Origin of the sequence: Dyadobacter fanqingshengii, assembly GCF_023822005.2 — a bacterium.
GTDB classification, from domain to species: domain Bacteria; phylum Bacteroidota; class Bacteroidia; order Cytophagales; family Spirosomataceae; genus Dyadobacter; species Dyadobacter fanqingshengii.
In genome coordinates this window covers 457,172-481,720 of record NZ_CP098806.1, presented here as the reverse complement: position 1 = coordinate 481,720, position 24,549 = coordinate 457,172, and the positions used below count along the sequence as shown (strand labels likewise).

20 protein-coding genes are annotated in these 24,549 nt (G+C 46.2%); 6 read left to right on the top strand and 14 right to left on the bottom strand.

What is annotated here, in order from left to right:
- The first annotated feature begins 93 nt into the window (after positions 1–93).
- Positions 94–588, top strand: a complete 495-nt coding sequence (locus NFI81_RS01940; RefSeq protein ID WP_234614563.1) for a VOC family protein — start codon at positions 94–96, stop codon at positions 586–588.
- Positions 589–592: 4 nt separating this feature from the next.
- Here the strand turns inward: NFI81_RS01940 and NFI81_RS01935 are convergent, their stop codons facing one another.
- From NFI81_RS01935 to NFI81_RS01910, 6 genes are all read right to left on the bottom strand, one after another.
- Positions 593–1,732, bottom strand: coding sequence for a cellulase family glycosylhydrolase (locus tag NFI81_RS01935; protein WP_234614564.1), 1,140 nt, complete (start codon positions 1,730–1,732; stop codon positions 593–595).
- A gap of 131 nt (positions 1,733–1,863) precedes the next feature.
- Complete coding sequence (locus tag NFI81_RS01930) at positions 1,864–2,229, bottom strand: BlaI/MecI/CopY family transcriptional regulator (protein ID WP_234614908.1); 366 nt, start codon at positions 2,227–2,229, stop codon at positions 1,864–1,866.
- Positions 2,230–2,312: 83 nt separating this feature from the next.
- Positions 2,313–2,909, bottom strand: coding sequence for an HD domain-containing protein (locus NFI81_RS01925; RefSeq protein ID WP_234614565.1), 597 nt, complete (start codon positions 2,907–2,909; stop codon positions 2,313–2,315).
- 70 nt (positions 2,910–2,979) lie between these two features.
- Positions 2,980–3,978 (bottom strand): sugar phosphate isomerase/epimerase family protein, encoded by a 999-nt coding sequence (locus NFI81_RS01920; protein ID WP_234614566.1) that lies wholly within the window; start codon positions 3,976–3,978, stop codon positions 2,980–2,982.
- Between the two features lie 22 nt (positions 3,979–4,000).
- Complete coding sequence (locus tag NFI81_RS01915; protein ID WP_234614567.1) at positions 4,001–5,125, bottom strand: redoxin domain-containing protein; 1,125 nt, start codon at positions 5,123–5,125, stop codon at positions 4,001–4,003.
- 78 nt (positions 5,126–5,203) lie between these two features.
- A complete protein-coding gene (locus tag NFI81_RS01910; protein ID WP_234614568.1) occupies positions 5,204–9,046 on the bottom strand; it encodes a PVC-type heme-binding CxxCH protein in 3,843 nt (1,280 codons plus the stop codon).
- Positions 9,047–9,168: 122 nt separating this feature from the next.
- Here NFI81_RS01910 and NFI81_RS01905 point away from each other — a divergent pair, with 122 nt between their 5' ends.
- Positions 9,169–10,077, top strand: coding sequence for a hypothetical protein (locus NFI81_RS01905; protein WP_234614569.1), 909 nt, complete (start codon positions 9,169–9,171; stop codon positions 10,075–10,077).
- Positions 10,078–10,166: 89 nt separating this feature from the next.
- On the opposite strand, the gene NFI81_RS01900 is transcribed toward NFI81_RS01905, so the two are convergent.
- Positions 10,167–10,424, bottom strand: a complete 258-nt coding sequence (locus NFI81_RS01900; RefSeq protein ID WP_234614570.1) for a hypothetical protein — start codon at positions 10,422–10,424, stop codon at positions 10,167–10,169.
- A gap of 494 nt (positions 10,425–10,918) precedes the next feature.
- Here NFI81_RS01900 and NFI81_RS01895 point away from each other — a divergent pair, with 494 nt between their 5' ends.
- Complete coding sequence (locus NFI81_RS01895; RefSeq protein WP_234614571.1) at positions 10,919–13,045, top strand: DNA topoisomerase 3; 2,127 nt, start codon at positions 10,919–10,921, stop codon at positions 13,043–13,045.
- Positions 13,046–13,135: 90 nt separating this feature from the next.
- The gene (locus tag NFI81_RS01890) at positions 13,136–13,978 is read left to right on the top strand and encodes an aldo/keto reductase (RefSeq protein WP_234614572.1); all 843 of its coding nucleotides are present in this window, start codon (positions 13,136–13,138) and stop codon (positions 13,976–13,978) included.
- A gap of 118 nt (positions 13,979–14,096) precedes the next feature.
- Here NFI81_RS01890 and NFI81_RS01885 read toward each other — a convergent pair whose 3' ends face one another.
- The 3 genes from NFI81_RS01885 to NFI81_RS01875 all read right to left on the bottom strand — a co-directional run bounded on the left by NFI81_RS01885 (position 14,097) and on the right by NFI81_RS01875 (position 16,642).
- The gene (locus tag NFI81_RS01885; protein WP_234614573.1) at positions 14,097–15,260 is read right to left on the bottom strand and encodes a Gfo/Idh/MocA family protein; all 1,164 of its coding nucleotides are present in this window, start codon (positions 15,258–15,260) and stop codon (positions 14,097–14,099) included.
- 120 nt (positions 15,261–15,380) lie between these two features.
- Positions 15,381–16,190 (bottom strand): DUF481 domain-containing protein, encoded by an 810-nt coding sequence (locus NFI81_RS01880; protein ID WP_234614574.1) that lies wholly within the window; start codon positions 16,188–16,190, stop codon positions 15,381–15,383.
- Between the two features lie 8 nt (positions 16,191–16,198).
- Positions 16,199–16,642 (bottom strand): RpiB/LacA/LacB family sugar-phosphate isomerase, encoded by a 444-nt coding sequence (locus NFI81_RS01875; RefSeq protein WP_234614575.1) that lies wholly within the window; start codon positions 16,640–16,642, stop codon positions 16,199–16,201.
- A gap of 50 nt (positions 16,643–16,692) precedes the next feature.
- Between NFI81_RS01875 and NFI81_RS01870 the strand changes: the two genes are divergently transcribed.
- Positions 16,693–20,079 (top strand): DEAD/DEAH box helicase, encoded by a 3,387-nt coding sequence (locus tag NFI81_RS01870; protein WP_234614576.1) that lies wholly within the window; start codon positions 16,693–16,695, stop codon positions 20,077–20,079.
- On the opposite strand, the gene NFI81_RS01865 is transcribed toward NFI81_RS01870, so the two are convergent.
- From NFI81_RS01865 to NFI81_RS01850, 4 genes are read right to left on the bottom strand one after another with little or no spacing between them, the layout of a single operon-like run.
- Entirely contained in the window at positions 20,076–21,206 is a 1,131-nt protein-coding gene (locus NFI81_RS01865) for a glycoside hydrolase family 18 protein (RefSeq protein WP_234614577.1), read from the bottom strand. The two genes, NFI81_RS01870 and NFI81_RS01865, sit on opposite strands and share 4 nt — an antisense overlap.
- A 20-nt stretch (positions 21,207–21,226) precedes the next feature.
- A complete protein-coding gene (locus NFI81_RS01860; RefSeq protein ID WP_234614578.1) occupies positions 21,227–22,408 on the bottom strand; it encodes a fibronectin type III domain-containing protein in 1,182 nt (393 codons plus the stop codon).
- A gap of 45 nt (positions 22,409–22,453) precedes the next feature.
- A complete protein-coding gene (locus NFI81_RS01855; protein WP_234614579.1) occupies positions 22,454–23,356 on the bottom strand; it encodes a magnesium transporter CorA family protein in 903 nt (300 codons plus the stop codon).
- Positions 23,353–23,544 (bottom strand): hypothetical protein, encoded by a 192-nt coding sequence (locus NFI81_RS01850; RefSeq protein ID WP_234614580.1) that lies wholly within the window; start codon positions 23,542–23,544, stop codon positions 23,353–23,355. Before NFI81_RS01850 ends, NFI81_RS01855 begins: the two co-directional genes overlap by 4 nt.
- A 119-nt stretch (positions 23,545–23,663) precedes the next feature.
- Between NFI81_RS01850 and NFI81_RS01845 the strand changes: the two genes are divergently transcribed.
- Positions 23,664–24,521 (top strand): SDR family oxidoreductase, encoded by an 858-nt coding sequence (locus tag NFI81_RS01845; RefSeq protein WP_234614581.1) that lies wholly within the window; start codon positions 23,664–23,666, stop codon positions 24,519–24,521.
- Positions 24,522–24,549 lie beyond the last annotated feature (28 nt).

Here is a 24,549-nt window from a genome sequence, read left to right as displayed (position 1 = left end):
GTAGACTGATATCTTTGTAAAGCGGTTTTTTGGAATTATTTACCGCAACTTGATGTAAATTGATTCACAAAATCACCTTAAACTACCCTCCACATGGAACCTGAAGAATACAAAGTACCCGCCAAAACGAGCATAGGACATGTTCATTTGAAAGTTTCCGACCTGGAAAAAGCCCTCGATTTTTACTGCGGACTGCTGGGCTTCGAAGTCATGGCCCGTTACGGATCGCAAGCTGCATTCATTTCGGCAGGTGGTTATCATCACCATATCGGCCTCAACACCTGGTATAGCGCAGGCGCCCCAGCCGCACCGCAGCATGGCGTAGGCTTGTTCCACACCGCTATACTCTATCCAACGCGCAAAGATCTTGCAGCGATTTATAACCGGCTGCAACTCGCAGGCTATCCGCTTTCAGGAGCGAGCGATCACGGCGTTTCCGAAGCATTGTATCTCAATGATCCTGACAATAATGGCGTGGAGTTATACTGGGACCGCCCGAAAGAGCTTTGGAATTTCATGCCTGACGGAACGGTTGAAATGTATACCAAAAATCTTAATCTGAGAGGTTTACTAGCTGAGTTGAGCTGATTATCTAATATTTCATCATTAAAGTGAGCAGTTTTCTGTCCAGCTTGTGGCCGTGCCAATCCTCGTAGGCAACGTCATCGCGGCGGGAATCCAGCACACCGAAATCGCCGGCAAACTCCCAAAGAGAAAAACCGATCCCGTTGGACGAAAGGATATCGAGCACATCGCCGAACCATGCCAGAAATACAGCATGCGGTGTTTTGTTCCAGCATCCGCATTCTCCGCAATGTACGCCTACGCCCTTTCCGACCAAATCAATCCAGGGCTTATAATACTTCTCGAGCATTGCGCGGCTGAGATACTGGTCACCTACCTGGCCCGGCCATTTCGGTTCGGGAACATTCTCCGTGTCTTTCATGGCCCAGGGAGCCTTATAATGTGAAATAATGCCCGGATGATAGCCCCGGCAGCTTTGTCCGATATCCAGATCTGCTATTTCGGGAATAACGGAGCTGCCGACGTCGTTGCCGTCGGCAATGATCAGGTGCATGGAATTTTCTTTTCTGATGGCTTCGGAAGCCGCAATGGCAAGTTTCCGGTAAACTGCGCCAGGCACCGATGATCTTTTCGAATGCTGGTCGTTCATATCCTCGCGCATACTCGGCTCGTTCAGTAAGTCAAAGCTGATGTTTTTGGCTGAAACATTCTTGTATCGCTTCGCCCACATGTTCCAGTGAAAACAAAAAGCGTCCAGTGCTTTTTGGTCTGTCCATAAATTATAGGGTTCCTGAAAACCTGCATTTACGCAATAACCAGGCGCCCGGTGCAGGTTGAGGCTTACGTGAATGTTGTATTTATGCGCAGTTGTGACGAGTTTATCAATGCGGTCAACGGCCTGTTCGTCAATTTGATAAACTTCCTCAGGCGTAATGTTGCGGCTTCTGTCAAATTTGAGATAGGCTGGATAAGCCATCGGGATCCTGACGAAGTCGAAACCCCAATCGCTCATCCATTTAAATTGTTCTTCGGTCGTTGGCTTCCGGCTGGAAGCGGGATCAGGAGAAAAGAAATCCAGCAGATTGAAGCCTTTCCACTTCGGGAGCTTGTTTTTCGCATTCTGGTTTATGAAAGAAAACCCTGCGCCAGCTGTAATTGCAACAGCCCCGGCGGCACCTGTATTTTTGATAAAAGTCCTGCGATGCATGTTCGTACATGTCGTTTGATACTTCCAGTAAAATACAAATGGCGTAATGTTATACTTGCGTTTCGGGGGATTAACGCACAATCCTACTTTTTATAATGGATTCCTGTGGGTCAACCGGGAAATGATCGTGTTTATTTATCCAGTTTTTTCAAAAAATCCTTAATCTCATCCAGCTCCTCCTGCGAGGTGTTCTTATTACCAAAAAGTTGCATAACCAAATTTGAAGCCGAGCCTTTGTACATGGAATCGACAAATTTTTCGAGCAATGCATTTTTCGTTTTATCCTCTGCTTCCGCTGGACTATATACGTGCTTCATACTGCTCTCATCGCGAATTACAATGCCTTTTTCAGCCATAATCTGCATCAGCTTCAACGTTGAAGAATATTGCACTGCCCTCTTTTCCTCATTCAACTTATCGTTCACAAACCTGACGGTCGACGGGCCGTGTTCCCAAAGCACCTGTAATATTTCAAGTTCTGATTTTGTAGGCTCCATCATGCTATTTATTGATCAACAACTTAAAGGTAGGAAATATTTCGTACGAAAAGATATTTAGGCCAAATGTTTTTATTCCTTGCTCAGATTTTCTTCAAAATCCCTTTTTCAACACTGTCCTGAATGAGGTGCTCGGCATAATTCCAGATAGACGCCGAACCGTTTTTGATCACCTGCTTTTTCTCATAAACCCTGGCATAATCAACCCCAAATTCCTTCCAGGTTCCGCCATCATTGGACACATTCTGCAGCAGTGGTTCCAGCCGGTCCATCGATTTGGCAAATTTCGCCTCATCCGTTTCTCCTGCCTCAAATTCCTCCCAAATGGCGATCAGCTCATCGCATTGCGCTTCGGGCAATATCCCGAAAATCCGTTCCGCAGCGAGGCGTTCCTCGTCGGTATTTGTATGATTTTTCGCCGTGTCATAGATAAAAGTGTCGCCCGCGTCGATTTCCACAATGTCGTGGATCAGCACCATTTTCAAAACTTTCAATACATCAACAGGCACATTGGCATGCTGTGCCAAAATGATGGTCATCATTGCCAGATGCCAGCTGTGTTCGGCGTCGTTTTCGTTGCGGTTGCTTCCGAAAAGCCTGGTTTTTCGCTGGATGTATTTAAGTTTATCAATTTCCTTAATAAACTCAATTTGCTTTAACAGATCTTTCTGCTCCATCATGTTCAATACGTTAAAATAAAAAAGCCGTCACAGGAACATCCCGTGACGGCCACAAAAATAACTACATTTCTCAGGCGCCTAATGCTTTTTTGGCATACTCGACACATTTCGCGGTTTCTTTTACTGCGTCCGAACCGGCTGGGATCTCGTATTCCAACTCAATGGTTGCGGGGAATTTATATTTTCTGGTACGCATCAATTCCAGAGCAGCCGTGATAGGCGTATCACCTTGTCCCCAAGGCACATTAGCGCCGCCATTCTCTTTATTTTTTCTGTCTTTTACGTGCATGCTCACAATGTGGTCGTGCTTGGTTTCGATCAGCGGGATCGGGTCAAAACCTGCGGCCACATAATGTCCCATATCAAAGTTCATCGCATTGTATTTTGATTGGTTCAATGCAGTATCCCACCAAGTCGGCGTTTGCTGTGTGTGACCATGATAACCCACGTAAACCTTGTTTTTTGCAGCGATATCGCCAAGCCGTTTGGTTTGGGCAGGATCGTTCGGCTGCTCGATCGTGGCCTGATTAGCCCCTAACGCTTTGGCAGCGCGTAATGCATAGTCGACTTCCTGATCCGTATTTTTTTCACCTAATGCGGACGGCTTGAATGCGTAAATGCTCACGCCTGCATCATTATACATTTTACGCAGCTGTACGAATTTATCCATGGGCACTTTGGCGCGCCATTCGGCCATTTTTATCAAATGTTCCGCCTGCGCGGCTTTTTGCTCATCGGTAAGCTCAGGACGCTTACCCCCGGTCCATGGCGGCATTTTCGGTCCTTCGGGTGCGCCTGCGAAAGATTCGCCTGTTGGCCCCATCAGTTCAATGGCGCTGATATTGGCGTCAATGCAGTATTTAAGAATATCCTCCGCACCGCCGGGCAGGCTGCGCCATGAATAAGTGATCGCCCCTACCTGAACGCCGTTGAAAAGCGAATTCGGTTTGCCTAGATTTTTGATATAAGCCGGAAAGCCGAAGCCAGAGGTCGATAAGAGGCCTGCGCCAGCAGTCAAAAGTGCGGATGCGCTTAAAAACTGACGTCTTGAAATGTCTTGATCTGCCATGATTAGTAAGGTTAATTTTTTGTTAGTAATATCTGCCCACGTATTTATTTTCGACGACAATCTTTTTCATTTTATGCGGATCAATGGGGCCTTGCTGCGCATAAACGATCTTTCCGCCCGGCTCCACCAGAATGGTGTAAGGCAATGCGCCCTGCCATTTTGGGTCAATGGCTTCAATGAGCTTGTATTTATCCTCTACATTAAAGATGTAGTTCTTATTGGAAGCAAATTTTCCTTGCAGGAATTTCAACGCTTTCTCCTTTTTATCCGGATTGTCGGCACTAACCGACACAAATTCGAAATCACGACCGCGATACATATGGTGCATGGTCATGAAATCGGGGAATTCGGTTACGCAAGGGCCGCACCAGGTTGCCCATACATTGATTAGACGGAGCTTATCCGATTTGTTGCTGATCAATTCTTTCAAACCAGCCTCGTCGATCGTTTCCAATGTCACGGGCTCTTTTGCCCAGCCAGCCCTTTCTTTTTGCACACCGTCTTCTTTGGAGATCCATTTCATGGAGCAGCCAAATGTTTTGGTTGAAGGAACGGGGACCGGTTTATTGGCCAGCAATGCTTCGATAGCATTTTTTGCATCCAGATTCTTAGGTGCAACTGTTGGCTTTTCAACGTCATCGATCCGGCCGTGATATTGAAGTTTTCTGGCTTTATCAAAAACAAAAATGTGCGGCGTGGCAACGGGCCCATAAGCCAATGCTGTTTTCTGATCATCGCCATCAAACAAATAAGGAAAATTGTAGGCCATATCCTTTGCCCGAATCTTCATTTCTTCGTAAGTGTCGCTCAGATCCGTGTAACCGAGCTCGTCCAGGCGGATGGCTTTTGGATCATTGGAAGAAATTGCAATCATCGCGAGGCCTTTTGATTTATAATCGGCCGTTAATTTCTTGATTCGCTCTTCGTAGGCTTGGGCGGTAGGGCAATGATTGCAAGTAAAAACAATGGCTAGAACGGGGGAAGCCGCAAAGCTTTTAAGTGAATATTTCTTCCCGTCAACGCCTAACAAGTTGAAATCCGGAGCCGCAGCGCCGATTTTCAATGTTTCGGGTTGTTCGGCTTTTGAGATAAAATTGGTTGAAACGAGAACTGTAAGCGCAAATAAAATCCTGTAAAATGCCCGCATAACGATCTCTAGTTTGATTTAGACTTTAATTTAAATCAAAAGCAGATGTGTTACAATAAATTACTGGTATTGTGACATTTATTTGGGCAATTCAACCTGCGCGGACGTCCTCAGATAGGCCACCAGCTCAGTCACTTCCTTATCCGACAATGCTTCCAAAAGGCCGGAAGGCATCATGGAAACCGGCGTCACTTCGCGCGTCTGAATGTCTGATTTGTTGATAGCCACCGCGTCCTGACCTACGATGCGCAATGTAACCTGACGTTCCGTTTCCTTGGCAATGTTGCCCACATATGTACGCCCATCGCGCGTGGTCACGACCACCATTTTGTAATCATCCTGAATTTCACCACTGGGATCCAGAATGTTGCCTAGTAAATAGTCCAGATTAGCGCGGTTTGAGCCGGTAAGTTCAGGGCCGATGATGCCTCCCTCGCCATACAGTTTGTGACAAGGTGCGCAAGTTCGCTGAAAAATCATGCGGCCATGATTGCGGCTGGCTTCGGAAACATTCTTATCATTTAGTAAGCTTTTGTATTTCTTATAAGCTTTTTCATCAAATGCGATGTGATCGATCGGCCCCCAAACTTCCACAAAACCACTTCCGACCACCCTCCTCAGCTGCCGCGCGACGTAAGTAGGAATATCCTTTTTCGGGATCACGTTTTTGGAAATTGCCTGTGTAAGCAACCAGCCAGATTTTGGTCTGGAAGCCAATGTTTGAACGGCCTCCGCTTTCTCGGCTGCATTGAATTTTGGATATTGTTCAATCAAAAGCTTACCCAGGGGCTCGCTGTCGTAACCTGCGATTGCGCGGATCGCATCTAATCTTAATTCATTGTTATTAAGCAATGTCGGAAGCTCATTAACAAGCTCCGGCCTTTGCCTTACTGCCAGCGATTGCAGTGCTTTCCGGCGCTGATCAACTGGCGAGTTTGCGTTTTTTAAAGTTACCAAGAAGTTTTTAGCCGCTTCGGTGTCTCCGAAATGCTGTGAGATTTCGAGTGCCAGTTTTGCTGCTGGTTCGTTTGCCTGTTTTAGTTTTGAATAAACTGTTTTCCAATTTGCAGGCGTTTTTATGTCCGTTCTGCCTTCCAGTCCGTCCCGCATTCCTTCCATTAATGACGCATGATTTGCAGGCATTTTGCCAATTGCGGCCACCACCGTTTCAATAGCATCCGCATCAATAGTCCGACGCGCAATGAACTGCGTTACCATTGGAATTTTGCTCTTTCCTGCCATTTCCAATGCCTTCGCAGGATTGGCTTTAACCAAAGGTTCAATGCCGTACCAGATCATTTTAGGAAGATTATGATCCTCAGCGTCAGTCTGATGGGCCAGCAAACTTTCTGCAATGCCCCACCGCTGAGCCTGATCCATGCGCTGCAATGCAGAGGCAAGATAAAGCCGGACAACGGGCGAAGGATCGTCCTTGGCGAGTTTTGTGAATTTTGCAATCGATTCTTGCGATGGCTTATTAGTTTCACACAAAAACTGGATGGCCCAAGCCCGAACATAGGCATCTTTATCATCCAATGCCGCTGATAATACGTTAGCATCCAAACCATTAGTAACCTGCAAAGCCCACATGGCGCGAAGGCGATAATCTGCATTGCTGTCTTTTAAGTAAATGTTATTCAGTTTTTCAAAAGCATCTTTTGACAGCTTTCCTTTCACAGCCCTGTTTTGCAGAATGATCCTTGCCCGCCGTGCGTGCCATTCGCTTTTGCTTGTTTGCAAATCAGCCAGCGCAACGTCCGACATTTTCGCCAAATCATCATAGCGCCCTTTCCAGTTCTCGGCCTTAGAAACTTTTGGCATAATCCTGAAAATACGGCCCGTTTCTGAATTCAACACATCCGATCCGCAAATGTCCGCATCGTGCCAGTCAAGGACGTACATGCCACCTTCCGGCCCTATTTCCATACTAAAACCTACCCATTGCGCATTATTAGCCATCATGAAATCGTCGCCGTGCTTGCCGCTGAAACCGGAGCCTTTCGGTGTGAGAATGTCGGACAAAATGCCATGCTCGTGAATATTGGCCATGAATATTTTTCCGCGTTCGGATTCCGGAAATGCATCCGACAAATAAACCCGCGCGCCGCCATGTGCAGAGCGGTGCGTGTGATCTGCAATGGTTTTGATATCATTATAAACATACGGATTGAAATGCTGCCCGCCCTGGCGATGGTAAATGCCGCCGGGAACGACATGCCATAAATGCGGGATTACGCAAGCCGTCATCAGCAACTGGCCTTTCGCATCATAGTCTATTCCCCACGGATTGCTGAAACCATGCGCTACAACCTCAAAAATAGCTTTTGTAGGATGGTAACGCCAAACGCCACCATTGATATCGACGCCGTCCTCCACTTCAAAATTCTCCGGAAATGGATCCTTATGCTTGTAAAGTTTGCCTTTGTCCTTCGGCTTGCCGACTTTCGAAGGCGTTGCAAAACCTTGTAAACCGTATAACCAGCCATCTGGTCCCCAGTGAAAACTATTTAATGTTTCGTGCCTGTCGCGGATGCCCCAGCCTGTTAAACGCACCTCAATGTTGTCCATATCGGCCTTGTCGTCGCCGTTTTTATCCGGAACAAAAAGTAAATTCGGCGGCGCTCCAACAAACACGCCGTCAAATCCAACCGCTATGGCCGAGGGAAATGCGATTCCTTCCATAAACACCTTCCGGCTGTCGGCAACGCCATCACCATTTGTATCTTCCAAAATCAGAATCCGGCTGTCGCCCGCATTGGAAAAACCTTTTCCTCTTGATTCGTAATCTTTGTTTTCTGCAATCCACATTCGCCCCTTATCATCCCAGCAAAACGCCATGGGCTGCGTCATCATCGGCTCGGACGCATAAGCATTTACCAGAAAACCATCTTTGATCGTCATCGCCGCGACAGCCTCCTGCGCACTCAGGAACTTGGCTTCCCTGCCCTCTTTTTGCGCAATGGCCCATAATGCTGCCGTATTATAAGTGCCATTATTGCCGATGAATTCTCCAAATGTTTTGTTTAGCTCTACATCATTCAGCTCGCCGGTGTAAATCACCAGTTCGTGCTTAATGGTCTCTGTTTCCCCTTTTCTAATGTGCCAGTCTGCTTTCCTTGCCCTTGCCGGACCAGCGCCCAGCTGCGTATCAACGCGCCAGGTTTGCGGATAGCCTTTGTTTTCAGGGTGGTCTAAAATGGCAATGTGCGCAAGGTTGTCGCGACCTTCCACCTGCATACCAATGTCCACCCACATGGCTGCCTGCCCTTCTGCTTTTTCATTTTTTTGCCGTGCAGCGTTGATCACTTCACCCTTAATGCCCTCTTTCCACGGCATTCGTACGAATAAGCCGCCGTAATCATATTTTCCAATGGTCACATCCGTCTGCGCCTCGCCATTCCATTCCAGGTCGAGCAAATATTTGCCGTCTTTGAAGCGCATGGACCAGTTTTGTGTTTCGGTCAAAACGGCTTTGCCTGTTGAGTCAAGGAGGTTATAAACCGTTTGCCATTTTACTTCTGTTCCTTTGGCTTCAATCACTTTGGCAGAAACCCGTTTCCAATAATCGCCGTCGGGATGGTGAAAATAATCGCGGCCGTTCACGCGCGTGTAACCCCAATAAATGCCCGTTTGATGTTTGTGATGGCCGGGGCTGTATTCTGTAAGCACGCCTTTGCCGTCCGGCGCGATGATCGGGTGCAAGTAAGGGCGAAAATTTGCTTTCGCATTTTGGACTAAAATCGGCTTTTTATCTGTTCCGTTAAATATACTGATGGTCTCTTCCGCTTCGTTTTGAACGGCAGAAAGGGAATTTTCAGCAACCGGCGTTTTTTTGACATCCTCAGTAGAATTTCTGAAATTATATCCGAAATTGAGCAACAGGAAAATAATGAAGAATGGGGCTGACCTGACGATATTCATAGGCTTTGCGATCGGATAGTGGTTGGTGAAAGGGCTCAGAATGATTGAAAAAGCACAAATTCTACTTGAAATACTCTTACTTATTTCGGGAGGACTATTCTAAATATCAAAGATTTTGTTTCATGATGGCGCTGATCAAAATGATATTGCTGCTGATACTGATTACCATGATGGACTTTCACGGGATCATTTACCGCGGCGTGGAGCAGAAAAAAGATGCCGGTTATCAGGGTCGCACGACGGACATTAACCCTTTGCTCCTGCATGGCGGAAAGCTTAGCGGCAGCTGGCGTTTTGTTCAGTTCAGGAGCAATGGAGCGCCACCGGTTCGGGATCGGGAGTTGGTTAAAATAACCGGAGGCATGGATCAGGTGCTGATGTCCTTTTTCCCGGATAGTACATTTACCCGCGTTTACCACACCGGCGCTTACGACTTTGGCCGCTATTCTTATGATGAAAATGAAAGGTCCCTTCTATTAACCGCAAACAGAAAAACGGAGGAATTGAGGGTGGTTGTTCAAACTTCACCATCCGGAAAGCAGCGGCTGATGGTTGAATTTTTGCCGGGAAAAAGTCTTTCCCTGGCACAATATGGAGAGCCAATGCAGAAATTCCGAGAAGATCCTTTCTCAATTCAAAATAACGCATGGCGCATTCGACCGGATACAGCCGAGACGAAGGATCAGATTTTTGCCAGGCTGATCAATTACATTGGCCATAATGCTTCCATTTTACGGGCTGCTTACACCCGCGAGCAGGATTTTATTTCGTGGGAATTTTCGAAAGGCATTATCAAGGTTTACAATGTTGGCATCGGCATCGTCCCCAAGAATGAAGTGCCGCAGGCTTGGATCGACAGTTTCCATTCCCGTGAAGATGCAATGCAGTGTTATGCGTTGTTTGAAAATTACCTGCGCAATGCCAAGCATACCAAACACAATTCGGGCAATTGGGTGAAAGATGACTACCAGATCCTGGCCGACATTCGCGAGGGATTGCTCAGATGGCAAAAAACCGGCGTCCGCGAATAATTTGGGCACAAAAAAAAGAGGTAGAAATCATCTCCCTCTTTAAAATCTTCATTCTCAATAAAGCCTTCTCAAATTAAGGCTGTTTCTGATTACTTCGTTGTGCTCTTCAATTGAAGACCTACGATAGCTGCTTTTTGTGTTGCACTGTGATTGTTGGTGTCAACCGAATTTTTTGCTTTCTGTGGTGCTGGACTTTCCAAAACTGGAAGTGAAGCTGGAAGCACTTTGCTTAATCCTGTAACTTTTAGTTTTTCTTCAACTGTATATGCAGAATTATTAGCGTTAGCGTAAGTTGCGAAAGTCATGGCCATCAAGGCTGCTACTAACAAGTTTTTTGTATTTTTCATCGATAATAGTGTTTTACTTTTTTTGATTGTTCTTGTCTCTATTTCTTGTACAAATATACTACAATATTCTGAATACAAACGTTCAAGCAAACAAGAAGCTTTATAATATTTGGTTGAACCTGCCCAAAATTGAGTGCTTCGCGACCGCAGCCCGCCAGTCAATTATGGTATTATTCAAAGATCGCAAATTGCAAACTATCTAAATTTCTGTATTTATGACTTTACTAAATTTTGTTGGAACGTGCGTTTACTCAATCTTAGAACAATCCAATTTAAAAGTCTATAATACAATTTGGCAACTGCGAGGATAAACCGAATAAAATTCGGAGTGTATTATATCAATAGCGTTTTTTACCAAACATTTGACCCAAATCAGGACCTTTTCCAAAAAATATTTTGAAAATAATTTGAAATATTTTTAGCCGATTGATTATTCGGTCACTTTTCCGGTTGATTTCATAAACTTTGCCAGTCAATCGCGTAAGTTTGCAGCTATGAAAGTGTGTATTGCTGAAAAGCCAAGCGTTGCCAAAGACATTGCCGCAATTATCGGAGCCAACCAGCGTAAGGACGGCTATTTCGAGGGAAACGGTTATCAGGTAACCTGGACATTCGGGCATTTTTGTACATTGAAAGAGCCGCACGATTACACAGAGCGTTGGAAATCGTGGCGGCTGGAAGATTTGCCGATGATTCCTTCGAGCTTCGGGATCAAGCTTATCGATAATGCAGGCGCGCTGAAACAGTTTTCTGTCATCGAACATTTGGTGCAGAATTGCGAAGAGGTGATCAACTGTGGCGATGCGGGCCAGGAAGGCGAGCTGATCCAGCGCTGGGTGTTGCTGAAAGCCAAATGCGCCGTACCCGTAAAACGTCTTTGGATCTCTTCCCTCACCGAACAGGCCATCCGCGAAGGCTTTGAAAAACTAAAAGACAGCGCACTATACAACAACTTATATGCAGCCGGCAGTGCCCGGGCCATTGGTGACTGGTTGCTGGGCATGAATGCGACACGCCTTTTTACCAAAAAATTTGGACAGGGGAAAGTTGTCCTGAGCATTGGTCGCGTTCAAACGCCTACGCTTGCATTGATCGTTCAGCGCCAGAAGGAGATCAATGCATTTGTTTCGGAAGAATATTGGGAGTTGAAGACCATTTATCGCGAAACCGAATTTACCGCAACCATTGACCGCATCAGAAATGAGGAAAAGGCTAACAAAGGCCTGGCCTATCTCCTGCTTCACGATTTTGAAATAACATCATTTGAAAAAAAGGAAGGAAAAGAAGGAAACCCAAGGCTTTTTGACCTGACCTCTTTGCAAGTGGAAGCGAATAAAAAGTATGGTTACTCGGCCGAGGACACATTAAAACACATTCAGAACCTGTATGAAAAGAAGTTCGTGACTTACCCAAGGGTTGACACGACTTATCTTTCGGAAGATCTGTATCCCAAAGTCGAAGGCATATTAAGGCAGCTGACTTACTACGCACAATACACGGCACCGCTCTTAGAGAAACCAATTCCAAAATCAAAAACTGTTTTTGACGATAAAAAAGTAACTGATCACCACGCCATCATCCCAACGGGCGTTTTGCCAGGCAACATTAGCGCGGAAGAAAAACGCATTTACGATTTAATCGCCCGCCGGTTTATCGCTGTATTTTACCCGGAATGTAAGGTTTCCAACACGACTGTTTTGGGAGTGGTGGGTCAGGTTGAATTCAAAGCGACAGGAAAGCAAATTTTGGAACCAGGCTGGCGGGCTTTGTATGCCAATGACGCCAGTGCGAAAAAGGAAGCGGCGGAAGAGGAAAAGCTGATGCCAAATTTCGAAGTCGGTGAACGGGGCCCGCATGAACCGCGCGTGCACCAGGGAAAAACCACGCCGCCAAAGGCGTATACGGAAGCAACATTGTTAAGGGCGATGGAGACAGCCGGAAAGCAGGTTGAGGACGAAGAAATGCGCGAATTATTGAAAGATAACGGCATAGGAAGGCCTTCCACGCGTGCTAACATTATAGAGACACTTTTCAAGAGGCGATACATTGAAAAGAAAAAGAAAAATATTTTCGCCACGCAAACCGGAATGGATCTGATTGACACCATTCAAAATGAGCTCCTGAAAAGTGCTGAACTTACCGGAAACTGGGAAAGAAAGTTGCGGCTTATAGAAAAGGGCGATTATTCGATGGAAACATTCAAGCAGGAATTGATCCAGATGGTTGTGGAGCTGACTAACGAGGTTAAAAATAACCGCGGAAGAGCGATCAGCATTGCCGAGGAAGCTCCGGCACTTGTGGTGAAAGAAGAAAAAGAAAAGAAGCCCGTCAAGCCGAAAGAGCCAAAAGAAGACATCGACATTGAATCACTTACTTGCCCGAAATGCAAGCTACAATTGCTTAAAAAGGGAAAAACCGCTTACGGCTGTTCCAATTTTAGCGCTTGCGGATTTAAGATCCCTTTTGAATTTTTAGGCAAAAAACTCTCTGACAAACACGTTTTCGATTTGCTGAGTAAAGGTAAAACGGCCAAGATCAAAGGATTACAAATTCCCGGAAATCCTACGACCATCGATGCGAAGTTGGTCATGAACGGAGATTTCAACTTCGAAGTGGGTTGAAATAAAAAATCGTTTTAACATTCACACCGGGCGAATCAAATCGCCCAACTGCGGGTTAATGTCCAATAACCTTTAACAGATCACATCATTATGAGCACATTAATCGCAGACACATTTCGCGTTGGCGGAGAAATTGAGATAAAAAGACTCGGCTATGGCGGCATGCAGCTTACAGGCAAAGGCGTCTGGGGCGATGCACCGGACCGGGAAAACGCTAAAAAAGTTTTGAAAGCAGCGCTGGAAACAGGCGTAAATTTCATCGACACCGCTGATTCATACGGTCCGCATACCAACGAAGTGCTGATTGCAGATGCGCTGCACCCATATCCGCTCGACCTGCTCATCGCCACGAAAGGTGGATTTGACAGAACCGGCCCAAATCAATGGGTTACAAACGGTGACCCAAAACACATCCGCGAAGCGATTGAGGGCAGTTTGAAACGTCTGAAAGTGCCAACCATTGATCTTTGGCAACTGCACCGTTTCGATCCGAAGTTTCCAATCGAAGAGACGCTCGCACCGGTTTTGGAAGCCGTGGAAGCTGGTAAAATTCGCTATGTAGGATTGTCCGAAGTGAATGTTGAACAGATCACACGGGCTGAGAAAGTGATTAAAATCGTTTCTGTGCAAAACCTTTATAACCTGGGCGATCGGAAATGGGAAGAGATTGTTGACTACACCGAACAACAAGGAATGGCTTTTATTCCCTGGTATCCGCTGGCGTCCGGCCCGGATAAATTGCAAACCAAGATTGCGCAAATTGCCGAGAAGCACGGCGCAACCACTTCTCAAATAGCATTGGCGTGGCTCTTAAAACGTGCGCCGCACATCCTGCTCATTCCGGGAACAAGTTCGCTGGATCATTTGAAAGAAAATATGGGCGCAGTGAACATTACATTATCCGATGAAGATTTTGCTGCGTTATCAAAATAAATAACGGTTGCTACCAACATTGCATGCCTCTGGCATTATGTCAATGTGGGAATTGCGGAGCGATGCAATGTTGGTAGTATGTCATTTGAATACGAAATATCCTCCTACTTGCATTCTCTCAACTCAACGCCGCCACATTCTGCGCGTTTTTCTGGGCTTTCAAAGCAAGCTCCGTCGCCAAAAAACAATGTTCCTGCGACATGGCCGTTTCAGTTCGGTTTAAAACGTCGTCAACGAGCTGCGTGCCGTAGGGCAGCTGAACTTGACTGCAATCGACATACTGGGTGTCTTTGTTATTGACCACAAAAAGGTGATTTCCGCCTTCTCTGCCACCTATGTCAATGTTTTTTCTAATTTCAATGAAACCTTCGGTTCCCAAAACGGTCAATCTTCCGTCGCCCCAGCTTTTCAGACCGTCGGGCGTAAACCAGTCCACACGGATATATCCTGCGCCGCCGTTCCCTCGCAGCATGGTGTCACCAAAATCTTCAAACTGAGGATATTGCGGGTGGTTTACATTTCCAACCTGGGAAGCAACAATTTCAGCTTTGGTTGAACCCGTAAAAAACAGGAACTGATCGAATTGGTGTGAGGCAATGTCGCAAATAATGCCGCCGAAGCGTTTTTTGTCGAAAAACCATTCCGGACGGGACTTAGGCGTCATGCGGTGAGGTCCTAATCCAATGGTTTGCACCACTTTCCCAATAACACCTTCTTTGATTAATTCACCTGCTTTAATGGTTGCACGATTTTCCAGGCGCTCGCTGTACATGATGGAGTAAATCCGCTTGGTCTCTTTCTGCACTTTCCGCACCTGGGCGAGCTGTTCGAGCGTGGTAATGCCTGGCTTGTCTACCATATAATCCTTCCCGCTTTTCATCACACGGATTCCAAGCGGCGCACGCTCGTCGGGAATGCCGGAACTGAGAATGAGTTGGATGGATTTGTCACCGAGAATTTCTGCTTCACTTTTGGCCTGCTTGGCCTGCGGATAACGCTTGGCGAATGCGGCAGCCAGATCCTCTTCTTTGGCATAAAACGAGACCAGCTCACCACCACCCCGCGTAACCGCCTCTACCTGGCCGTAAATATGGCCGTGGTTCATTCCAATCACCGAAAATTTGATTCTGGGCGGCATTATGGGCTTTAATGTTTCTTTCACGGGACGCGTCAGGATGGAGCCCGAAGCCTTCTCGGCCAGGCCGGGAAGCAACATGAGTCCGGCGGCTGTGCTTACTGAGTTCCTGATAAATTGGCGGCGGTTATCGTCTGATTCTTTCATGTCAAGGTTGGAAAGTATATGATGATATATAAAGCACATTTTATGCATATATAATGTAACGCAACCATGGACATGATTATCAGCCTTTTTCCCTTACAAGCAAAGGGTCAACCGCGGCCATTATTTATTCCCGACAGAAACCCCGAATGTGATGCGGGTATCATTGCGTTTCCTGGTGGCTTCTACAACACTTTCATAAGAATTTTCGAAGCTGGTTCGCAGTGTAACCCATTTATTTAAAGGCAATTCGAAGGAAAGAATGGTGTTCCAGCGCAGGTTTGAAAAATCATTCAAAGCCGGTTGAAGGAATGTAAGGTGATTGATACGGAACTTGTCCTGTAACAAAGAATGCTTGCCTTTCACACGAAACGAATTCCGGATGGTTGTCACTGTTGAAATTTCCTGAAAATTGGTTGACTCGTAAAGAATGGCATTTGTAAGGCTCATCTCGTTGGATTTGGTTCGTATAAGCCGGTAACCTACACCTGCACCAGCCATTTGCCGCAAATCAATACGCCGCAAATTGCTGGTTTCCAGCACGCCCAGCCCAAAAGCGTAAGTTTTTCGCTTTTTAAATACGTCAACGAAAAGGTCAATATAACTATCCCTTTCAGCCAGTATGCCGCTTTGCTTACCGTAAGTAAAGCGCGGATTGGTGGCCACATTAATGGCAGGGCCACTGAATGTCAACTCTGCCCTGAACACGACGAGACTGCGGTTAACATTCCCACGCGCAAAATTCCCATCGCCGATAAAACGGTAACGAATCGTGTCGAACAGCGGTGGTGGCGGCTTGACGGCGCTGTCCGGTTTAACAGCCAATACGGAATCGAGGGGAACCGCCTGGGGCGAGTTGGATGAAGGCTGCTGCGCGTGTGCCAGCGTGGAACAAATGAACAAAAAGGAAGCGGTAAGCCTAGAAAAATTCAATCCTACAATCATTTTTCCAACGCTTTTACTTTCCCCAACCTGCGCATATGCCTTTCCTCGCCCGTAAAACGCGCATTCAGAAAGGATTCTGCCAATTCCTGCGCAGCCATATTTCCGGTTACTCTGCCGCCCAGGCACAGCAAATTGAGATCGTCATCTTCCACTCCCTGATGTGCAGAGAAGTGGTCATTAATCAACGCCGCACGGACGCCGGCGATCTTATTGGCTGCTACCGAAGCGCCTACGCCGCTGCCGCAAACGGCAATGCCACGTTCCACTTCTTTGTTTACCACTGCATGGGCTAACGGGATCACGAAGTCGGGATAATCATCTTTGGAATCCAGCAAATATGCCCCGAAATCCGTTATATGATGGCCTTTTCCTACTAAATATGTCTTTAAGAACTCTTTCAGTTCGTATCCGCCGTGGTCAGCAGCAAGTCCGATTTCCATGTTGAGAATGATTTAAAATGAATGTGCAAAATAGTTCATTAATTTGCCATATGAAAAAGAATGCCCCTGCCGACGCAGAAAACCAGCCAGCCCACAACTTTGTTTTTCAGGATTTCAATCTGGCCGATTTAACCACCACACACATCCTGCAAAACAGCGCCGAGCTTCCTGCCACGGACCGGAGAGGCTTCTTCGACATTCAGCCTCAGGAGATTGATGTTGATTATGCGACGTTCAAAATTCCGGCGACCTTAACCGATCATTACAAGGTTGTGGCGCGCCAAAACGGCCATTCGCTTTCGATATATTGTGAATGTACCAAACCCAAGAAAAGGCTTTGCGAGCACCAGATTCAGATTTTATATAATTTCAATAACCGAAAAGACCTCCGGGCATTCTTCGATCAAAAACTGAGATTTGAAAAAATAAAGGTTGTTGCAAGAGATTATGGTTTAGAAAATGAGGCAGATCTTGATGCTTATTTCCAGCTGATTTATGCCAATAAGGAGCTGGAAATCAAGCCGAAGATGAAAGAGCTGATCCCTATCAGCGCGACTTCTGTCTCCTTTTTGGAAAATCAATGGATCAACAAGCCGGTTATTGATATTCCGGGGGCGAAAGTGCAGGCAGAAAATACCAAAACCATCGTCGTGATCGGTCAGCACAAATACTATGACCATTTTTACCTCGAAATGTACGAGGCGGCAATCACCCGCGAAGGAAAGCTCAAAAACCCGCTGACATTACTGAACCCGCTGGACGCCGTCTGGAAAACGCAGGATGCGGACATCATCAAGTTTTACACAGCCGTTGCCTCTTTCCAAAATAATTTTCGCAAAAAACAGCTCGAAACGGATCTGGCCGGCTTAAAGAGCATTGTCAAAAATCCGGACGGACTGGATTTTTTCTACCATAATCCCTTGATCTCGGAGAATGTCAGTGCAGCTTCATTGGTTCTGGTAAAGCTTGAAAAATCGCCGGTGGACATGCATTTGACCATTGACAAGAAAGATCCGTTTTTCCAGATTTCCGGCCAGTTGAGCCTGAATGGTGTTTCGCTGGACCTGGAAAAGATCAAAATGCGCTACGACTATTTTGTCCTCTATCTCGATTCCCTGCACTTGATCGACAACGAGGACATCCTGAAAACGGTTGAATTTTTCAGTCAGCACAATCAGAAAATCATCATTCATCACTCAAAATTTGAGGAATTCAGGCAAAATTTGCTGGCAAAACTGGAATCCAAGATCCGCATAACTTACTCGTATCTGAAACCGGCAACGCCCGCGCAGCGAGAAGAGCAGGGTTTTGATCTGGAAAATGAGAAGATCATTTATCTGGAGGATTTTGGCAATTATGTGATGATCACGCCCGTCATGAAATATGGCGCCGTGGAAGTTCCTGTGTTTTCGCAGAAGCAAATTTACGCTGTGGATAGCCATGGAAATCCGTTTACCGTGCAAAGAAACGAAAGTGAAGAATTGCGTTTCGCAGGCGCAATTATTCGTCAACACCCTGATTTTGAGGATCAACTTGGCCGGGAGTTTTTTTATTTATACAAAGAACGCTTCCTCAGCGAATCCTGGTTTCTCAACACATTCGAAGAGTGGCGGGACCAGAAAATCGTTGTGCTGGGTTTTGATAAACTTACCAAAATGCGGTTGAATCCTAACCGGGCCCAAGTATCGGTGAATGTCATTAGCGGGATCAACTGGTTTAATACAACTGCCGGCGTAAAGTTTGGGAATCAGAAAGTTACATTAAAAAATTTGCATAAGGCTGTGAAAAACCGGAGCAAATATGTCCAGCTCGATGATGGAACACAGGGCATTCTGCCGGACGAATGGATCGAGAAATTTGCCAAGTTCTTTGAAGCCGGGGAAGTGGTTGGCGAAACGATCCAAACATCCAAAATGAATTTTGCTTCGGTGAGTGAAATGTATGATGCAGAGGCGCTTAGCATGGAAGTGAAAGAGCAGATTGCATTTTATAAGTCCCGTTTCGCAGACTTTGAATCCATAGAACCGGTTGAAGTGCCGGCTAACCTGAATGCATCTTTGCGGGAATATCAAAAACAAGGGTTGAACTGGCTGAATTTCCTGGATGAGTTTGGTTTTGGAGGCTGTCTTGCGGATGATATGGGATTGGGTAAAACGCTGCAAGTGATTGCATTTATTCTGACCCAAAGGGAAAAACAGGTTCAAAACACCAACCTGATCATTGTCCCTACTTCGCTGATTTTCAACTGGCTGGCTGAGATCGAAAAGTTTGCCCCTTCCTTAAAAGTGCTGACAATTTACGGCGCTGACCGCGTGAAAACGATCTCGAATTTCGATCGTTATGAGGTGATATTAACTTCTTACGGAACATTGCTCTCGGATGTGAATTTTTTGAAAAAATACCCGTTCAACTACATTGTCCTTGACGAATCGCAGGCCATTAAAAACCCTGAATCCCAACGATATAAGGCTGCAAGATTGCTGCAATCCAGAAACAAACTCGTGCTCACCGGGACGCCGATCGAAAATAATACATTTGACATCTACGGCCAGCTTTCCTTCGCGTGTCCGGGGTTACTGGGCAGTAAAACACAGTTCCGAAACCATTTTTCCATGCCTATTGACCGTTTTAAGGACAATGACAGAGCACGGGAATTGCAAAAAAGGATTGATCCGTTTATTCTCAGGAGAACCAAAAAGCAAGTGGCGACCGAACTTCCTGACAAAACGGAAATGGTGATCTATTGCGAAATGGGCGAAGAGCAACGAAAAGTATACAATGCTTATGAGCTGGAATTTTACACTTTTTTGAACACCCGAAACGAAGGCGACATTGCCCGGGAAAGCCTCCACGTGCTGCAAGGCCTTACCAAGCTGCGCCAGATCTGCAACTCCCCTGCGCTGCTGAACGACCACCTTTATTACGGCAATGCGTCGTCCAAGATCGAGACGCTTGTGGAACAGATCGAGAGTAAGTCGCCGCAGCATAAGATCCTGGTGTTCTCACAGTTTGTTAGCATGCTGGATCTGATTAGAAATGAGCTGGTTACACGTGCAATCAAATTTGAATATCTGACCGGCCATACGAAAGACCGCGCTGCACGGGTTGAGAGCTTTCAGAATAATCCCGAAATCCGTGTGTTCCTGATCAGCTTGAAAGCGGGCGGAACAGGGCTTAACCTAACCGAAGCGGACTATGTTTATCTTGTTGATCCATGGTGGAATCCAGCCGTTGAAAATCAGGCGATTGACCGGAGTTACCGGATCGGGCAAAAGAAAAATGTGATCGCCGTCCGCCTGATTTGTCCCGGGACCATTGAAGAAAAAATAATGGAATTGCAGGAATCCAAAAAAGGCCTGGCCGAAGATCTGGTGAAAACAGATGCTTCGGTTTTGAAAACCTTAACGAAGAATGATTTGCTGAGTCTGGTGAGTTAATCCAGATCTTTGCTGATCTCGGTGATGAGATATTCTTTTGGATCGCTGAAATATTCCCAAAAGAAAATGCCAGCTAAGTTGTTCTTTTTGATATACTTACATTTCCCCTTAATGGATTTCTCGTCCTCATAAGTGATCAGGACTTTGGTGGAATCGTTGAACAAATAAGGCGCTTTCGCTTTTTTGTCATAAAACTTTTTGTAACCATTCTGGTTGATCAATGTGTCTTTCAGCTTGGTATAACCGCCTCCCTGGACCGCTTTGATGCGTTTCTCGCCGAGACCATTGTTTTTCGCAGTTTCGGCTTCCCAGCCTTTTCCATAGAATGCGGCACCGAGCACGATTTTGCTTGCCGGAACGCCCGCCGCCATGAAGTTTTTTACGGAACGATCCGCCGAAGAGCCATCCGGAATGTCGCCATAATCGTACAAATTGGTGTGGTGCCCTACGGTCCCGTTTTTGCCGCCGTAGTCGTAAGTCATGATAAAAACGTAGTCTAGATACGGCTGCGCCAGGCCCATTTCGGTGTTATCCACAAAGGATTTTGAGCCGCCTACTGCTGTTGTGAGCTGGTAATCACGGTTTTTCTCTTTCTCCAGAACATCCAGTTCCTCGCGGATCGCTTTGAACATTAATGTGAAATTCTGCTTGTCTTCCGGCCGGAAAATGTTGCCTTCTTCACCCCGCATGGCCGGATACTCCCAGTCAATGTCGACGCCGTCCAGATTGAACTGGCGGATAATGTCAACGCTTGATTTTGCAAATTGCCTGCGGGAAGTCTCGGTCAAAACTGCGTCCGAGAAATTTTCACTCCAAGCCCAGCCGCCAATGGAAATCAGGATTTTGAGGTCGGGGTTTTTTGATGCCTTCATCTCGTTGAGCTTGCGGAAATTTGTCGAATCCGTCGCCAGATTGGTCAACACGGCAAGGCTGTCCTGTACATTCACGAACGCATAATTGATGTGCGTTAACTTTTCGGCATCAATTTCCTCGGTTTTTACCAATCCTCGAAAACCACCTACATAGGCATTAACGATATATTTTTTCTTCTTTTGGGCCAATGACACCTGAGGATAAAACATTGTCAGCCCGAATGCCAGCAGCAGAAGGTTCTTGAAGAATTTCATGGTTTTGAATTTAGGATATACTAGTCAAAAAGCACTATTCTGCGCGATATTACTTCCTTGTCATTCAGTATGCGGACGATATAGATTCCCGTGGCCAAATGAGCGAGGTTTACCTGGAATGATGCGCCTATTTTGGTCTCTAATTGCTTCGCTCCATTCACATTGTAAAGTTGTAATTGCGCGGAAGCGGTTCTGCTTAATGCAATGAAGAGCGTTTTTTGAAATGTATAAATGATCGGACCACTTGGTAAAGGCTCTTTTCCGGTTATGATGGAATTGGCCAGAACAATGGAAATAAGGCTGTATGGCGAGCTTCCGCCTGCATTGACCGCTTTGATCCGGTAAAAATAATCGGTGTTAGCGAGGGAATCTGTATCCTGGAATTGAAGCACATTCGCTGCGACCTTCCCTATCTGCACAAACTGTGTGGTAACACCCTTCGAACGTTCGATAATCACTTCCCTGGCATTCGCTGAAACGGCTGACCAGCGCAGCTGAACAACATCCGGCGCAATGGGCACGGCAGTAAAGTTCTCGGGCATAGCAGGCACAGGAATGTTATCGGTCGTCGCGGAACCTACATTACTATAAGCCGATGCGCCCGCTGTATTCACTGCTCGGAGGCGGTAATAATATTGAGTTGCCGGAATGAGGCCGGTGTTTTGATACGATTCGATGTTAGGCCCCAGGTCTGCGATCTTGGTAAAAACAATCCCATTCAGTGACCGCTCTAGTTGGAACCCACTTTCATTGAGCGCGTTGTCTTCCCAACTCACATTGATCTGAACAGTAGAAACAGATACGGCAACAAGATTTGCAGGCGCATTGGGAGTGATGAGAAATGTGGTTGCAGTGGCAATGTTGCTGTAGGCGGATTTTCCTGCTGTATTTTTAGCCAGGATTCTGTACCAGTATTTCGTTGACGCAGGGAGTCCTGTATTCGAAAACGTTTTGATATTGACGCCCAGATCAGCGATTTTCACGAATTTTAGACCATCCACAGATCTTTCCAGCTCAAAGCCCGTTTCGTCCAAAGCATTATCGACCCATGCCAGATTGATCTGCGTGGCGGAAATAGCAGTTGCTGACAGCGCGGAAGGCGCTTTTGGAATTACCACGGCCTTTGCCACCAGTTGGCAAAGCAAAAGGATAATGATAAAAATGGAACGGAAGGAAAATGCTTTGGTATAGATAAATTTCATAGATAACAGGCAATACTAACAATCAGAATTTAACATTAAAAACACTCACAGCCAACCTTTCTTCTTAAACCAGCCATAAATCCCAACCGTAATCACGCCCATCAGGATCATTACACCGGGATAGCCAAACTTCAACCTGAGCTCCGGCATATAGTCGAAATTCATTCCGTAGATTCCTACAATGAATGTTAATGGCATAAAAAATACCGAAAATAGGGTCAAAACGCGGACAATCTCATTCGTGCGTTGAGATGAAATAGAAAAGTATATCATCACAAGCTGGTTCATGTTTTCAAATAGCGTGTCGTAAATATTCTGCATTTTAACAAAAAGGTCGCGCGTATCCCTCGTATAGGCATTGGAATTATCGGGGGCATCCATTTTGTCGACGATCTCGTGCGAGAGCATGATCACGCGCCTGGTCACCTCTACCCTGCGCCGTAAATAATAAAGGCCTTTGAGCAGGGAGGGTTTGCGATTTTTGAGAAACATATTCTCCTCATAATACTCAATGTCGCTGGTAAGCTTCACCGAGGGTGCTTCGTATGTGGCCAGACCGCTCTTAATGATTTCATTTACAAGATGTAATGTATCCTTGCAGGCATGTTGTTCGAGCTGGTTTTCGGCGATATATTCCGGCGCTGCCCAGGGCTTCCGGTGCAGTGTAATCACCTTTTCAGGAAACATAAAAATGGCGACTTTATCCGTCAGTTCCGGAACGGTGTCGGCCTCTGAGCCTACGGTTTCGGCATGCATCCGGAAAATAATGAACACATAATTGGCCACTTTTTCATATTTGGGAAGATGGTCGGGTTGTCCCCAGTCCTTAATAGACGATGCGTGCAGCGAATGTTCTTTGGTCAGTTCTTTCAACTCCTCCTCGGTGGGATCGGTAATATCCAGCCATTCAAACGGATATTTGTTTTTTTCGGCAATCGTGTGGATCATAAATTCTTTTTGTCGGGCTTTGCGTCGATGATGAACCGCAATGACTGATCTCTGGTAAAAAAGGCAACCATCCAGCTACAAAGGGTTTGAATCTGGTTGCGATCGCGGATCAATGAGAACAAATGCACGACCAGCCACAGAAAGTAAGCTATAAAACCTCTGAAATGCAAACCAGGATGGATCTGCACTTTTTCCCTGTGTGAAAAACATTACTCATGCATCCTGATTTATCGTGTTATATCGCATTGGCATACCGTTTTAAGAAAAGCGCTCATTCACAATAATTGAACGCTAACAATTTAAGATCATGGATTATAACATAGATACGAAGGGACAGACGCAAGGCTCGCAGCCAGGCATTGAGGGGATTATGGATCCGGCACCTATCATTATCAGGGAAAATTATCGCGGCAGCGGAAAATTGCAAGGAAAATCGGCGCTGATAACCGGTGGAGATAGCGGGATAGGAAGAGCTGTTGCCGTTCATTTCGCGAGGGAAGGAGCCGATGTGGCCATTGTGTATCTGGAAGAAGATCAGGATGCCGAAGAAACGAAAGCCATGGTGGAAGCGGAAGGCAAAATGTGCCTGCTTATCCCCGGCGATATCCGTGAGGAGGCTTTCTGCAAGGAGGCTGTAACGCGGGTTATAAGTGAATTTGGCAAGCTCAACATTCTGGTGAACAACGCTGCTGAGCAGCATCCCAAGGAAGATATCCGTGAAATTACCGCGGAGCAGCTCACCAATACATTTACAACCAACATTTACTCGTTCTTCTATTTTACCCAGGCTGCCCTGCCGCATTTACAGGCAGGAGACACGATTATTAACACAACGTCGGTGACTGCATATCATGGAAGTCCTGCCTTGCTGGATTACTCTTCCACGAAAGGTGCTATTGTAGCATACACCAGGTCGCTTGCCGTTGCGCTTGCTGAAAAGAATATTAGGGTTAATGCAGTTGCTCCGGGTCCGATCTGGACACCTTTGATTCCGGCAACCTTTAATGCAGAGAAAGTTGAAAAGTTTGGAAAAGACACCCCTTTCGAACGTCCGGGCCAACCGGCTGAGGTTGCGCCCTGCTATGTTTTCCTGGCTTGTGAGGACGCTTCCTACATGAGCGGGCAAGTGTTGCACCCCAATGGCGGACAAATTGTCAACGGGTAATTTTATAAACTAAAAAGGAGGCATAAGC

Coding starts and splice junctions, on each gene's coding strand:
- NFI81_RS01900 (WP_234614570.1), bottom strand. CDS start 10,424: ATGAAAAATACAAAAAACTTGTTAGTAGCAGCCTTGATGGCCATGACT.
- NFI81_RS01915 (WP_234614567.1), bottom strand. CDS start 5,125: ATGCGGGCATTTTACAGGATTTTATTTGCGCTTACAGTTCTCGTTTCA.
- NFI81_RS01875 (WP_234614575.1), bottom strand. CDS start 16,642: ATGGAAATCGGACTTGCTGCTGACCACGGCGGATACGAACTGAAAGAG.
- NFI81_RS01905 (WP_234614569.1), top strand. CDS start 9,169: ATGATGGCGCTGATCAAAATGATATTGCTGCTGATACTGATTACCATG.
- NFI81_RS01925 (WP_234614565.1), bottom strand. CDS start 2,909: ATGATGGAGCAGAAAGATCTGTTAAAGCAAATTGAGTTTATTAAGGAA.
- NFI81_RS01865 (WP_234614577.1), bottom strand. CDS start 21,206: ATGAAATTCTTCAAGAACCTTCTGCTGCTGGCATTCGGGCTGACAATG.
- NFI81_RS01870 (WP_234614576.1), top strand. CDS start 16,693: ATGAAAAAGAATGCCCCTGCCGACGCAGAAAACCAGCCAGCCCACAAC.
- NFI81_RS01910 (WP_234614568.1), bottom strand. CDS start 9,046: ATGAATATCGTCAGGTCAGCCCCATTCTTCATTATTTTCCTGTTGCTC.
- NFI81_RS01920 (WP_234614566.1), bottom strand. CDS start 3,978: ATGGCAGATCAAGACATTTCAAGACGTCAGTTTTTAAGCGCATCCGCA.
- NFI81_RS01845 (WP_234614581.1), top strand. CDS start 23,664: ATGGATTATAACATAGATACGAAGGGACAGACGCAAGGCTCGCAGCCA.
- NFI81_RS01895 (WP_234614571.1), top strand. CDS start 10,919: ATGAAAGTGTGTATTGCTGAAAAGCCAAGCGTTGCCAAAGACATTGCC.
- NFI81_RS01885 (WP_234614573.1), bottom strand. CDS start 15,260: ATGAAAGAATCAGACGATAACCGCCGCCAATTTATCAGGAACTCAGTA.
- NFI81_RS01860 (WP_234614578.1), bottom strand. CDS start 22,408: ATGAAATTTATCTATACCAAAGCATTTTCCTTCCGTTCCATTTTTATC.
- NFI81_RS01855 (WP_234614579.1), bottom strand. CDS start 23,356: ATGATCCACACGATTGCCGAAAAAAACAAATATCCGTTTGAATGGCTG.
- NFI81_RS01935 (WP_234614564.1), bottom strand. CDS start 1,732: ATGCATCGCAGGACTTTTATCAAAAATACAGGTGCCGCCGGGGCTGTT.
- NFI81_RS01890 (WP_234614572.1), top strand. CDS start 13,136: ATGAGCACATTAATCGCAGACACATTTCGCGTTGGCGGAGAAATTGAG.
- NFI81_RS01930 (WP_234614908.1), bottom strand. CDS start 2,229: ATGGAGCCTACAAAATCAGAACTTGAAATATTACAGGTGCTTTGGGAA.
- NFI81_RS01940 (WP_234614563.1), top strand. CDS start 94: ATGGAACCTGAAGAATACAAAGTACCCGCCAAAACGAGCATAGGACAT.